Below are 12,835 nucleotides of genomic sequence, written 5' to 3'. Positions count from 1 at the left end.
GGGCACCCACGAAAGAACGGGCACCCACGAAAAGAAAAAACGGGCACCCACGAAAACTCGTAGGTGCCCGTCACGCGCGCGTGGAGCGCGAAAACCGCGTGGCCGTCAGTCGCGGGCCTCCGCCAGCAGCTTCTGCAGCCGCGAGACGCCCTCGACCAGGTCCTCGTCGCCCAGGGCGTACGAGAGCCGCAGATAGCCCGGCGTCCCGAACGCCTCGCCCGGGACCACCGCGACCTCGGCCTCCTCCAGGATGAGCGCGGCCAGCTCGACGGTGTTCTGCGGGCGCTTGCCGCGGATCTCCTTGGCGTTCTCCCCGACGAGTGCCTTCACCGAGGGGTACGCGTAGAACGCGCCCTCGGGCTCCGGGCACAGCACGCCGTCGATCTCGTTCAGCATCCGCACGATCGTCCGGCGGCGCCGGTCGAAGGCTTCGCGCATCTTGTCGACGGCCGTCAGGTCACCGGAGACGGCGGCGATGGCGGCGGCCTGCGCGACGTTGGAGACGTTGGACGTGGCGTGCGACTGGAGGTTCGTCGCGGCCTTCACCACGTCCTTCGGGCCGATGATCCACCCCACGCGCCAGCCGGTCATGGCGTACGTCTTCGCGACGCCGTTGACCACGACGCACTTGTCGCGCAGCTCGGGCAGGAGCGCGGGCAGAGACGTGAACTGCGCGTCTCCGTAGACGAGGTGTTCGTAGATCTCGTCCGTCATGACCCACAGGCCGTGCTCCAGGGCCCAGCGGCCGATGGCCTCCGCGTCCTCGCGGCTGTAGACGGCGCCCGTCGGGTTGGACGGCGACACGAAGAGGACGACCTTCGTCTTCTCCGTGCGCGCGGCCTCCAGCTGCTCCACGGAGACGCGGTAGCCGGTGGTCTCGTCGGCGACGACCTCGACCGGGACACCGCCGGCGAGGCGGATGGACTCGGGGTACGTCGTCCAGTACGGCGCCGGGACGATGACCTCGTCGCCCGGGTCGAGGATCGCGGCGAACGCCTCGTAGATGGCCTGCTTGCCGCCGTTGGTCACCAGGATCTCGGAGACCTCGGGCTCGTAACCGGAGTCGCGCAGCGTCTTCGCGGCGATCGCGGCCTTCAGCTCGGGCAGGCCGCCCGCGGGCGTGTAGCGGTGGTACTTCGGGTTCTTGCACGCCTCGACGGCGGCCTCGACGATGTAGTCCGGGGTCGGGAAGTCCGGCTCGCCCGCGCCGAAACCGATCACCGGGCGCCCGGCGGCCTTGAGGGCCTTGGCCTTGGCGTCGACGGCGAGGGTCGCGGACTCGGAGATCGCGCCGACTCGGGCGGAGACCCGGCGCTCGGTGGGAGGAGTGACAGCGCTCATGCGCCCATCGTTCCAGACCCGCGATGCCCCGGACACACGGGTTTCCAGGACCGTCGGATCGGCGGCCGCGCAGGCAGCCGGACGGCGAGGGGATCCACCGGCGGATCCCGTCCTGGATCCACGGGCGGATCCCATCCTGTTCGACGGGGCGCCCCGGACCACGTACACTCACTCGTCGTTGGCCCTCACCGGCAGCACCTTCCCAACGCACTCGGTGCGTACGGTCGGATGCTGTAGGTTGGGGGAAATCAAAGGGTCGTAGCTCAATTGGTAGAGCACTGGTCTCCAAAACCAGCGGTTGGGGGTTCAAGTCCCTCCGGCCCTGCTACACACACCTTCGCCAGGATGTGTGCGCATGTACGTACCGCAATGCACCGCCGTGCGGCTCAACCGGGCGCGGCACGGCCACGACCCGGAATCAGGTGAGACGAGTGACGGACGCCGTGGGCTCCATCGACATGCCTGATGCCCAGGACGAGGCGCCCGACAAGAAGAAGGCGCGCAAGGGCGGCAAGCGCGGCAAGAAGGGCCCGCTGGGCCGGCTGGCGCTGTTCTACCGTCAGATCGTCGCCGAGCTTCGCAAGGTCGTCTGGCCGACGCGCAATCAGCTCACGACGTACACCACGGTCGTGATCATCTTCGTCGTCATCATGATCGGTCTCGTGACCGTGATTGACTATGGCTTCAGCAACCTCATCAAGTACGTCTTCGGCTGAGCCGAAAGCGAAGGGCGCCGCACCAGGCGCCCCTTTCGCGTGTTCCACCCCCATGTATCCAGGAAGAAGCAGCCACCGTGTCTGACCCGAACCTGAACGACGCCATCGAGTCGGCGGAGTCCGTGGAGGACCAGCTCGACATCGTCGAGGCGGCGGACGCCGAGGACCCGGACCAGGCCGAAGCTGCCGACGCCGCCGCGGGCGAGCCCGCCGAGGAAGCGGCCCTGCACGTGGAGTCCGACGAGGAAGCGGCCGCGGGCGGCAGCGCCGTCGCCGAGACCGACGAGGACGCCGACGCCGCCGAGGCCGTCGAGGACGAGGCCCCCGAGGAGGAGGCCGAGCCGGTCGACCCCATCGCCGCCCTGCGCGAGGAACTGCGCGGCCTGCCCGGCGAGTGGTACGTCATCCACACCTACGCCGGTTACGAGAACCGCGTGAAGACCAACCTCGAGCAGCGCGCCGTCTCGCTGAACGTCGAGGACTTCATCTTCCAGGCCGAGGTGCCGCAGGAAGAGGTCGCGCAGATCAAGAACGGCGAGCGCAAGACCATCCGTCAGAACAAGCTCCCCGGCTACGTGCTGGTGCGCATGGACCTGACGAATGAGTCCTGGGGCGTCGTCCGCAACACCCCCGGCGTCACCGGCTTCGTCGGCAACGCCTACGACCCGTACCCGCTGACCCTGGACGAGATCGTCAAGATGCTCGCCCCGGAGGCCGAGGAGAAGGCCGCCCGTGAGGCCGCCGAGGCCGAGGGCAAGCCCGCCCCGCAGCGCAAGGTCGAGGTCCAGGTCCTGGACTTCGAGGTCGGCGACTCGGTCACCGTCACCGACGGCCCGTTCGCCACGCTGCAGGCCACGATCAACGAGATCAACGCCGACTCGAAGAAGGTCAAGGGCCTCGTCGAGATCTTCGGCCGCGAGACCCCGGTCGAGCTGAGCTTCGACCAGATCCAGAAGAACTAGCTTCGCGAGATCTTCCAACAGAGCCCCTGAGCAGCGGGAAACCGCAGCTCAGGGGCTCTGTCGTGGGCGACCCCGGGAAATGTGTTCTGCGCCACAACCATCCGGGGCCTCGGGCTGTCTCACCTGTAGACGGAAAAGCCCGGTCCCTTCCTCCATGACACTTCAGCACGCTTATGGAGTCCTCTGTCGTCATGAGCGGCGATTTGTGGTGCTCTGCGGCGGTATGGCGGTCGGGCTCATTCACCGACGAGCAAGGGGGATCACCTGATGCGTGCCCGCAAGACCGCGATTGCTGCCTCTGCCTGCGCCTTCGTCCTGTTCGGTGCCGGCTCCGCCCTGGCGGGCACCGGCCCCGCGCCCGCGCCCGACGCCAGAAAGGCCGCTCCCCAGTCGACCGCGCCCTCCGCCCAGGGCAACCCGAAGAGCCTCAAGGCACAGGCGGCTGGGGTCTGTTCCGACGCCTACCAGATAGGGACCACGGCGTACATCGACCGGGGCGGCGCCCACGCCGCGTCGGTGAAGCAGTTCTACTCGCCGAACTGCAAGAAGAACTACGGCTACGTCTGGGTGTGGAAGAGCTTCCGCGACAAGGTCAAGGACTACGACGTCAGCACCGGCGTGTACAGCTACGCGCGCGACGAGGTCGTCGGCCAGGACTGGTGGAACAGGACCAACCTGCAGGAGTTCTGGTCGCTGCCCGCCGACACGGCGGCCGAGTGCACGGCGGCGATCGGTCAGCTGCGCGCGCCCGGCGACGCGCTCACGGGCCAGGCCATGACGTCCAAGCGCTGCTGAGAGCGGGCCCGGCGGCCTCGCCGCCGGGTCACAGGGCCGCGGGCCCCGACCCTTGGGAGGTCGGGGCCCGCGGGCCTGTTCGAGTATCGGTTTGGGCCCCGCCGAGATACCCGTTATCGTAGGGCGGTATGCCTCCATCCGGATGATCGCGACTATCGATGATCATCGCCTCGGATGCGGCTCAACACTCTCACTAGGACCCGGAGAGAGCAATGCCTCCCAAGAAGAAGAAGGTCACGGGGCTGATCAAGCTCCAGATCCAGGCCGGTGCGGCCAACCCGGCTCCGCCGGTCGGCCCCGCCCTTGGCCAGCACGGCGTGAACATCATGGAGTTCTGCAAGGCGTACAACGCTGCGACCGAGTCGCAGCGTGGCTGGGTGATCCCGGTGGAGATCACGGTCTACGAGGACCGTTCCTTCACCTTCATCACCAAGACGCCGCCGGCCGCCAAGATGATCCTCAAGGCCGCGGGCGTGGAGAAGGGCTCCGGCGAGCCGCACAAGACCAAGGTCGCCAAGATCACCGAGGCGCAGGTCCGCGAGATCGCCACCACCAAGATGCCCGACCTCAACGCGAACGACCTGGACGCCGCGTCGAAGATCATCGCCGGCACCGCCCGTTCCATGGGCATCACGGTCGAGGGCTGACCTCAAACCCCGTTTGACCTGAGTGGCAGGGCCTGCGCGGCCCGGACCACGAACTCCAAACCTGAACTCAGGAGTAGAAGTGAAGCGCAGCAAGACTCTCCGCGCTGCGGACGCCAAGATCGACCGGGACAAGCTGTACGCCCCGCTCGAGGCCGTCCGTCTCGCCAAGGAGACCTCCGCGACCAAGTTCGACGGCACCGTCGAGGTCGCCTTCCGCCTGGGTGTCGACCCGCGCAAGGCCGACCAGATGGTCCGTGGCACCGTGAACCTCCCGCACGGCACCGGCAAGACCGCCCGGGTCCTGGTCTTCGCGACCGGTGACCGTGCTGCGGCCGCGGAAGCCGCTGGGGCCGACATCGTCGGCGCCGACGAGCTGATCGACGAGGTCGCGAAGGGCCGCCTGGACTTCGACGCCGTCGTCGCCACCCCGGACCTCATGGGCAAGGTCGGCCGCCTCGGCCGCGTGCTCGGTCCGCGTGGTCTGATGCCGAACCCGAAGACCGGCACCGTCACCCCCGACGTCGTGAAGGCTGTCAACGACATCAAGGGCGGCAAGATCGAGTTCCGCGTCGACAAGCACTCGAACCTGCACTTCATCATCGGCAAGGCGTCCTTCGACGACACCAAGCTGGTGGAGAACTACGGCGCCGCGCTGGAGGAGATCCTCCGTCTGAAGCCGTCCGCCGCCAAGGGTCGCTACATCAAGAAGGCGTCCATCACCACCACGATGGGCCCCGGCATTCCGGTCGACCCCAACCGCACCCGCAACCTCCTCACCGAGGAGGACCCGGCCGCCGTCTGACACTGACGACAGCCGCGCGTCTGGCGCGTTCGTGACGGGTCCCGCAACCATATTCAGGGTGCGGGACCCGTCCCGTTCTCCGGGTAGGCACACGGCACATCGGATACGTACGAGATACGCGGACGAGCGGGCTGCGCTACCGTGCCGGCTCTCCATCGACGCAAGGGGTGGGACGACATGAACGGCACGACTGTGCGACGCGTGGCTCTGGCGATCGCGGCCGCGGCGGCACTGACCGGGGTCACGGCCTGCGGCTCGTCGGACGACTCGGACGGCTCGGACGGCTCCAAGGGCGGAGGCGAGGGCAAGGGCGGGCTGAACGCCAGCCCGATATCCGCGCTGCGCGCCATCCAGAGCACCACCGACAAGGCGGACTCCGCCAAGGTCGAGTCCGAGACGACCATGGGCTCCGTGATGTCCATGAAGGCCGAGGGCGCCCTCGGCTGGGCCGACGGCCTCACCGGCAACATGACCATCACGTACACCGGTGGCCAGATGGCCGAGACGATGCGCCGGGCCGGCAGCACGTCCATGGAGGCCCGCTATCTGCCCGAGGCCTACTACGCGAAGATGGGCGAGCAGTTCGCCGCCCAGGCCGGCGGCAAGCACTGGGTGAAGTACGCGTACGACGACCTGGAGAAGATCGGCGGTGGCTCGGGCGCGTACATGAAGGACGCGATGCAGAACAGCACGCCGCAGCAGTCGGTGAAGATGCTGCTCGCCTCCGGAGACGTGAAGAGGGTCGGCGAGGAGAAGGTGCGCGGGGTGAACACCACGCACTACTCCGGCACCGTCGACGTCGCCGAGCTCGCGGAGCGGGGCTCCGGCCTGAGCGAGTCCCAACTCGCCGACATGAAGAGCCAGTTGGAGCAGGCCGGCATCACCACCGAGACCATCGACATCTGGGTCGACGACGAGGACCTGCTCGTGAAGAAGACCGAGCGCGGCCAGATGAAGACCGGCACGCTCTCCGCCACCGCCTACTACAGCGACTACGGCACCGAGGTCTCAGCCGAGGAGCCGCCCGCCGGCGACACCGCGGACTTCAAGGACCTGATGAACCGGCAGCCCGGCGTCTAGCCGTCGTCCGCGCGGCTCCCCGCGGCACGTGCTCCCCAGGGGCACACGCTCCCCGAGGGCGCCCTGCTCAGCGCGATACCCGAAGGAGAGTTCCCCTCTCCTTCGGGTAATCTCGGCCCACCGCAATAAGTGGATCAAATGTTTCCTAGGGGTGGGGTCATGAGCATTTCCGTACGCAACGGACACAAGAGAACCGCGGGCGCCGCGCTCGCGGCCGTGCTGCTCGCCGGCGGCGCGGTCAGCTGTGGGTCGGAGAAGTCCGACAAGGCGGGGGGCGACATGGCGCCCGCGGCGGCCGTGAAGAAGGCCGCGGCCAAGTCCGAGGACCTGACCTCGTTCAACTTCCGCATGAAGGGCAGCGTCCCGGGGGACGGGCGCGTCCAGGCCAAGGCGGCCATGACCACGAAGCCGCTCGCCATGCAGATGGAGATGTCCGCGCCCCAGCAGGGCCCGGAGAAGATGGAGCTCCGGCTCGTCGGCGGCGGCCTCTACCTCGGCGGCGGCGAGGACGCCGCCAAGGAGATGGACGGCAAGCGCTGGATCAAGTTCCCCGCCGCGAGCATGGGCAAGGGGGGTCCGAAGCCGAGCGGCACCTCGGTCTCCGCCCAGGCGGACAACAACCCCGCCGACCAGTCCACGCTCCTGACCGGCTCCGACGACCTGAAGAAGGTCGGCGACGCGAAGGTGGAGGGCGTCGAGACCACCCACTACACGGGCACGGTCACGATGGACCGGATGCGCGAACTCATGAAGGACGAGGACGCGGCCACCAAGAAGCGCCGCGAGAAGAGCCTCAAGCAGTACGAGGACATGGGCGTCGACAAGCTCACGATGGACATCTGGATCGACGGCGAGGACCACACCAAGCAGTTCCGCGCCCGCGGCAAGGGCGACAAGGGCCCCCTCGACATGACCATCACGTTCCTCGACTACAACAAGCCGGTGACCATCAAGGCCCCGCCGAAGGGCGAGGTCATGGACCTCGCCAAGGACATGAAGGGCCTGGACGGCTGACCGCTGCCCGCCTGATGGCCGATTTGCCTCCTGCGCGGTCGTTCGCGTAATCTTCCACAGAAGCCAAAGACCGCTGGTCGTTGTCGTGCGCTCGCAAGAGGGTGCGACGGCCGAAGGATCCGCTGTAGCTGCGGACGACCCGCGCAGGTGACTGTGGAAGTGCTCCCGGACGGCCCCGCCGTCAGGTCGAGCTCATGCCCCGTGCGCCTGCGCCGGGGCGTTTTGTTTTGTGCAGAGCCCCTTCCTCGCGTGCCTGATTCAGGCGGTCCGGCGACACGCGGCTGATCGAAAGGTCAGTCGAGGATCATCACCCCGGAAGGAGGCCGAGGCTCATGGCGACGTCCGACAAGGTCGCAGCCGTCGAGGAGATCACGCAGAAGCTGCGCGACTCCAACGCTGCTGTTGTCACTTCGTACACCGGACTGTCCGTGGCGCAGCTCAAGCAGCTGCGTCGTTCTCTCGGCGAGAACGCTCAGTACCGTGTGGTGAAGAACACGCTGACCAAGATCGCGGCCAACGAGGCCGGGATTCAGCTGGACGAGCACCTCAAGGGCTCGACCGCTGTCGCCTTCGTGACCGGTGACCCGGTCGAGGCGGCGAAGGGTCTTCGTGACTTCGCCAAGGACAACCCCGCTCTCGTCATCAAGGGCGGTGTCCTTGATGGCAAGGCGCTGTCCGCCGACGAGATCAAGAAGCTTGCGGACCTCGAGTCCCGCGAGGTTCTGCTCAGCAAGCTGGCGGGTGCCATGAAGGGCAAGCAGTCCCAGGCTGCCTCTGTCTTCCAGGCGCTTCCGTCGAAGCTCGTCCGCACCGTGGACGCCCTTCGCGCCAAGCAGGCCGAGCAGGGCGGTGCCGAGTAATTCGGCTCGCGCAGTGACCGCCGCCCGAGGCGACGGTCGTAGCGGGCCATTTGTACGCCCGCCTCTCATGTACATCCGGCACCAGCCGAATTAGTGGAAGGACCGCCATCATGGCGAAGCTCAGCCAGGACGACCTGCTCGCCCAGTTCGAAGAGATGACCCTCATCGAGCTCTCCGAGTTCGTGAAGGCGTTCGAGGAGAAGTTCGACGTCACCGCCGCCGCTGCCGCGCCGGTCGTCGTCGCCGGTGGTGCCGCTGGTGGCGCCGCCGCCGAGGCCGCCGAGGAGCAGGACGAGTTCGACGTCATCCTCACCGGCGCCGGCGACAAGAAGATCCAGGTCATCAAGGTCGTGCGTGAGCTGACCTCCCTGGGTCTGAAGGAGGCCAAGGACCTCGTCGACGGCACCCCGAAGCCGGTCCTCGAGAAGGTCGCCAAGGACGCCGCGGAGAAGGCCGCCGAGGCCCTCAAGGGCGCCGGCGCCTCCGTCGAGGTCAAGTAACACCCCGCCACGCGCCCCAGGGCGTGTGGCACGAGTCTGCTGACTCTTCCGTGTGACCGCAGCCCCGGGCTGTAACGCACAGGCACCGAAAGGCGATCACCCATGTGGGTGGTCGCCTTTCGGCGTTCCCGGGTACGCGTGCGGCGGCTGCCTTGCACTGTCGGTCGCGGCGAGTATGGTGATCTTCGTTGTGCCTGGCGACGGGCCGTGACGGCGAAGGTGCCAGCCCTCGTCCGGGCAAGGGGGGCCTTGACGAACCGCACGCAGCGCGCAATTCTCAGGACGCGTCGTCACAACGATCCGCATCCGAGGCATGGATCGGCGACGAAGAGGGCAGTATCGATGTGCGTTGAGGACGTGGCTTGCCGCAGGTGTTGAGAACAAACAGGGTCCCCGGAAACCGGGACTGGACATCAGTGGGCCAGGTGGCTACACTGACCCTTTGCGCTGCCTGTTAGCTGCCTCCTGCCCGTCACCAGGGGCATGCCCTCGCTTGAGCACCGTGGATTGAAACGCCCTGACCTGGCCCTCTGTGGGTGAATCAGGAAACGCCTCTCTCTGTGTCCAGCTAGGGACCGGTACGCGCGTAGTGAGTCCGAGCCCTCGGAAGGACCCCCTCTTGGCCGCCTCGCGCACTGCCTCGACCGCGAATACGAACAACGGCGCCAGCACCGCCCCGCTGCGCATCTCCTTTGCAAAGATCAAGGAGCCCCTCGAGGTTCCGAACCTTCTTGCGCTGCAGACCGAGAGCTTTGACTGGCTGCTCGGCAATGACGCGTGGAAGGCTCGTGTCGAGGCGGCTCTGGAAAGCGGACAGGACGTCCCCACCAAGTCCGGTCTGGAGGAGATCTTCGAGGAGATCTCTCCGATCGAGGACTTCTCCGGGTCGATGTCGCTGACCTTCCGCGACCACCGTTTCGAGCCTCCGAAGAACTCGATCGACGAGTGCAAGGAGCGCGACTTCACGTTCGCCGCCCCGCTCTTCGTCACCGCCGAGTTCACCAACAACGAGACCGGTGAGATCAAGTCTCAGACGGTCTTCATGGGCGACTTCCCGCTCATGACGAACAAGGGCACCTTCGTCATCAACGGCACCGAGCGTGTCGTGGTGTCGCAGCTCGTCCGTTCGCCCGGTGTCTACTTCGACTCCTCCATCGACAAGACGTCCGACAAGGACATCTTCTCCGCCAAGATCATCCCGTCCCGGGGTGCCTGGCTGGAGATGGAGATCGACAAGCGCGACATGGTCGGTGTCCGCATCGACCGCAAGCGCAAGCAGTCGGTCACCGTGCTCCTGAAGGCTCTCGGCTGGACCACCGAGCAGATCCTCGAGGAGTTCGGCGAGTACGAGTCCATGCGCGCCACCCTGGAGAAGGACCACACCCAGGGCCAGGACGACGCGCTGCTCGACATCTACCGCAAGCTGCGCCCGGGCGAGCCGCCGACCCGTGAGGCCGCTCAGACGCTGCTCGAGAACCTCTACTTCAACCCCAAGCGCTACGACCTCGCGAAGGTCGGCCGCTACAAGGTCAACAAGAAGCTGGGTGCGGACGCTCCGCTCGACGCGGGCGTCCTGACGGTCGAGGACATCATCGCCTCGATCAAGTACCTGGTGAAGCTGCACGCCGGTGAGACCGAGACCGTCGGTGACAGCGGCGTGGGCATCGTCGTCGAGACCGACGACATCGACCACTTCGGCAACCGCCGTCTGCGCAACGTCGGCGAGCTCATCCAGAACCAGGTCCGCACGGGTCTGGCTCGTATGGAGCGCGTCGTGCGCGAGCGCATGACGACCCAGGACGTCGAGGCGATCACGCCGCAGACGCTGATCAACATCCGGCCGGTCGTCGCCTCCATCAAGGAGTTCTTCGGCACCAGCCAGCTGTCGCAGTTCATGGACCAGAACAACCCGCTGTCGGGTCTCACCCACAAGCGCCGTCTGTCGGCTCTTGGCCCGGGTGGTCTCTCCCGTGAGCGGGCCGGCTTCGAGGTCCGTGACGTGCACCCGTCCCACTACGGCCGCATGTGCCCGATCGAGACCCCCGAAGGCCCGAACATCGGTCTGATCGGTTCGCTGGCTTCGTACGGCCGTGTCAACGCGTTCGGCTTCGTCGAGACGCCGTACCGCAGGGTCGCCGACGACCAGGTCACCGACGAGGTCGACTACCTGACCGCCGACGAGGAGGACCGCTTCGTCATCGCGCAGGCCAACGCGCCGCTCACCGATGACATGCGCTTCGCCGAGAACCGCGTCCTGGTCCGCCGCCGTGGTGGCGAGGTCGACTACGTCGCCGGTTCCGACGTGGACTACATGGACGTCTCGCCGCGCCAGATGGTGTCGGTCGCGACCGCCATGATCCCCTTCCTCGAGCACGACGACGCCAACCGTGCCCTCATGGGCGCGAACATGATGCGTCAGGCCGTGCCGCTGATCACCGCCGAGGCTCCCCTCGTCGGCACCGGCATGGAGTACCGCTGCGCGGTCGATGCCGGTGACGTGATCAAGGCCGAGAAGGCGGGTGTGGTCCAGGAGGTCTCCGCGGACTACGTCACCGTCACCAACGACGACGGCACGTACACCACGTACCGCGTCGCCAAGTTCTCCCGCTCCAACCAGGGCACCTCGGTGAACCAGAAGGTCGTCGTCGAGGAGGGGGCCCGCGTCATCGAGGGCCAGGTCCTCGCCGACGGTCCGGCCACCGAAGAGGGCGAGATGGCCCTCGGCAAGAACCTGCTCGTGGCGTTCATGCCGTGGGAGGGTCACAACTACGAGGACGCGATCATCCTGTCGCAGCGCCTCGTGCAGGACGACGTCCTCTCCTCGATCCACATCGAGGAGCACGAGGTCGACGCCCGTGACACCAAGCTCGGCCCCGAGGAGATCACCCGGGACATCCCGAACGTCTCCGAGGAGGTCCTCGCCGACCTCGACGAGCGCGGCATCATCCGGATCGGTGCCGAGGTCGTCGCCGGCGACATCCTCGTCGGCAAGGTCACGCCCAAGGGCGAGACCGAGCTGACGCCGGAGGAGCGCCTGCTCCGCGCGATCTTCGGTGAGAAGGCCCGCGAGGTCCGTGACACCTCCCTGAAGGTCCCGCACGGCGAGATCGGCAAGGTCATCGGCGTCCGCGTCTTCGACCGTGAAGAGGGCGACGAGCTGCCGCCGGGCGTGAACCAGCTGGTTCGTGTCTACGTGGCGCAGAAGCGCAAGATCACGGACGGTGACAAGCTCGCCGGTCGTCACGGAAACAAGGGCGTCATCTCCAAGATCCTCCCGATCGAGGACATGCCCTTCCTTGAGGACGGCACGCCCGTCGACATCATCCTCAACCCGCTGGGTGTCCCGTCCCGAATGAACCCGGGACAGGTCCTGGAGATCCACCTCGGCTGGCTCGCCAGCCGCGGCTGGGACGTCTCCGGGCTCGGGGACGAGTGGGCGCAGCGCCTGCAGGCGATCGGCGCCGACTCGGTCGCCCCGGGCACCAACGTCGCGACCCCGGTCTTCGACGGTGCCCGCGAGGACGAGCTGGCCGGTCTGCTCCAGCACACGATCCCGAACCGCGACGGCGAGCGCATGGTGCTCCCCTCCGGCAAGGCGCGTCTGTTCGACGGCCGCTCCGGCGAGCCGTTCCCGGACCCGATCTCGGTCGGGTACATGTACATCCTCAAGCTGCACCACCTGGTCGACGACAAGCTGCACGCCCGCTCGACCGGTCCGTACTCGATGATCACCCAGCAGCCGCTGGGTGGTAAGGCTCAGTTCGGTGGCCAGCGCTTCGGCGAGATGGAGGTGTGGGCGCTTGAGGCTTACGGCGCCGCCTACGCCCTCCAGGAGCTGCTGACGATCAAGTCCGACGACGTGACCGGCCGCGTGAAGGTCTACGAGGCCATCGTCAAGGGCGAGAACATCCCCGAGCCCGGCATTCCCGAGTCCTTCAAGGTGCTCATCAAGGAAATGCAGTCGCTCTGCCTCAACGTGGAGGTGCTGTCCTCGGACGGCATGTCCATCGAGATGCGCGACACGGACGAGGACGTCTTCCGCGCTGCGGAGGAGCTCGGCATCGACCTGTCCCGGCGCGAGCCGAGCAGCGTCGAAGAGGTCTGACGGGAGTCCGGCG

11 protein-coding genes and 1 tRNA gene are annotated in these 12,835 nt (G+C 67.2%); 11 read left to right on the top strand and 1 reads right to left on the bottom strand.

Annotated features, from left to right (window positions below):
- Nucleotides 1-105: 105 nt before the first annotated feature.
- Nucleotides 106-1,341, bottom strand: a complete 1,236-nt coding sequence (locus STRAU_RS35350; protein ID WP_016645196.1) for a pyridoxal phosphate-dependent aminotransferase — start codon at nucleotides 1,339-1,341, stop codon at nucleotides 106-108.
- A 252-nt stretch (nucleotides 1,342-1,593) separates the two neighbouring features.
- Between STRAU_RS35350 and STRAU_RS35345 the strand changes: the two genes are divergently transcribed.
- The 11 genes from STRAU_RS35345 (at nucleotide 1,594) to rpoB (ending at nucleotide 12,822) form a co-directional block, all read left to right on the top strand.
- Nucleotides 1,594-1,666 (top strand) — tRNA-Trp (locus STRAU_RS35345).
- Between the two features lie 106 nt (nucleotides 1,667-1,772).
- On the top strand, nucleotides 1,773-2,057 hold the full coding sequence (gene secE / locus STRAU_RS35340; protein WP_016645195.1) for a preprotein translocase subunit SecE: 285 nt from the start codon (nucleotides 1,773-1,775) through the stop codon (nucleotides 2,055-2,057).
- A gap of 77 nt (nucleotides 2,058-2,134) precedes the next feature.
- Nucleotides 2,135-3,019 carry a transcription termination/antitermination protein NusG gene (nusG, locus tag STRAU_RS35335; RefSeq protein WP_016645194.1) on the top strand — a complete coding sequence of 295 codons (885 nt, stop codon included), beginning with the start codon at nucleotides 2,135-2,137 and terminating at the stop codon, nucleotides 3,017-3,019.
- Nucleotides 3,020-3,286: 267 nt separating this feature from the next.
- Nucleotides 3,287-3,814, top strand: coding sequence for a hypothetical protein (locus STRAU_RS35330; protein WP_016645193.1), 528 nt, complete (start codon nucleotides 3,287-3,289; stop codon nucleotides 3,812-3,814).
- Between the two features lie 212 nt (nucleotides 3,815-4,026).
- Complete coding sequence (gene rplK / locus STRAU_RS35325) at nucleotides 4,027-4,461, top strand: 50S ribosomal protein L11 (protein WP_016645192.1); 435 nt, start codon at nucleotides 4,027-4,029, stop codon at nucleotides 4,459-4,461.
- A gap of 79 nt (nucleotides 4,462-4,540) precedes the next feature.
- Nucleotides 4,541-5,263: a 50S ribosomal protein L1 gene (rplA, locus tag STRAU_RS35320; RefSeq protein ID WP_016645191.1), complete on the top strand. Its 723-nt coding sequence runs from the start codon at nucleotides 4,541-4,543 to the stop codon at nucleotides 5,261-5,263.
- Nucleotides 5,264-5,440: 177 nt separating this feature from the next.
- Nucleotides 5,441-6,343 (top strand): SCO4651 family lipoprotein, encoded by a 903-nt coding sequence (locus STRAU_RS35315; RefSeq protein WP_016645190.1) that lies wholly within the window; start codon nucleotides 5,441-5,443, stop codon nucleotides 6,341-6,343.
- A 159-nt stretch (nucleotides 6,344-6,502) separates the two neighbouring features.
- Entirely contained in the window at nucleotides 6,503-7,357 is an 855-nt protein-coding gene (locus STRAU_RS35310) for an SCO4651 family lipoprotein (protein ID WP_016645189.1), read from the top strand.
- Nucleotides 7,358-7,689: 332 nt separating this feature from the next.
- Nucleotides 7,690-8,217, top strand: a complete 528-nt coding sequence (rplJ, locus tag STRAU_RS35305) for a 50S ribosomal protein L10 (RefSeq protein ID WP_016645188.1) — start codon at nucleotides 7,690-7,692, stop codon at nucleotides 8,215-8,217.
- Nucleotides 8,218-8,327: 110 nt separating this feature from the next.
- Nucleotides 8,328-8,717 carry a 50S ribosomal protein L7/L12 gene (gene rplL, locus STRAU_RS35300; protein WP_016645187.1) on the top strand — a complete coding sequence of 130 codons (390 nt, stop codon included), beginning with the start codon at nucleotides 8,328-8,330 and terminating at the stop codon, nucleotides 8,715-8,717.
- A 619-nt stretch (nucleotides 8,718-9,336) separates the two neighbouring features.
- A complete protein-coding gene (rpoB, locus tag STRAU_RS35295) occupies nucleotides 9,337-12,822 on the top strand; it encodes a DNA-directed RNA polymerase subunit beta (RefSeq protein WP_016645186.1) in 3,486 nt (1,161 codons plus the stop codon).
- The last annotated feature ends 13 nt before the right edge of the window (nucleotides 12,823-12,835 follow it).

Source organism: Streptomyces aurantiacus JA 4570, from assembly GCF_000414115.1.
Taxonomy (GTDB): Bacteria; Actinomycetota; Actinomycetes; order Streptomycetales; family Streptomycetaceae; genus Streptomyces; species Streptomyces aurantiacus_A.
This window is presented reverse-complemented; position numbering and strand designations above follow the sequence as displayed.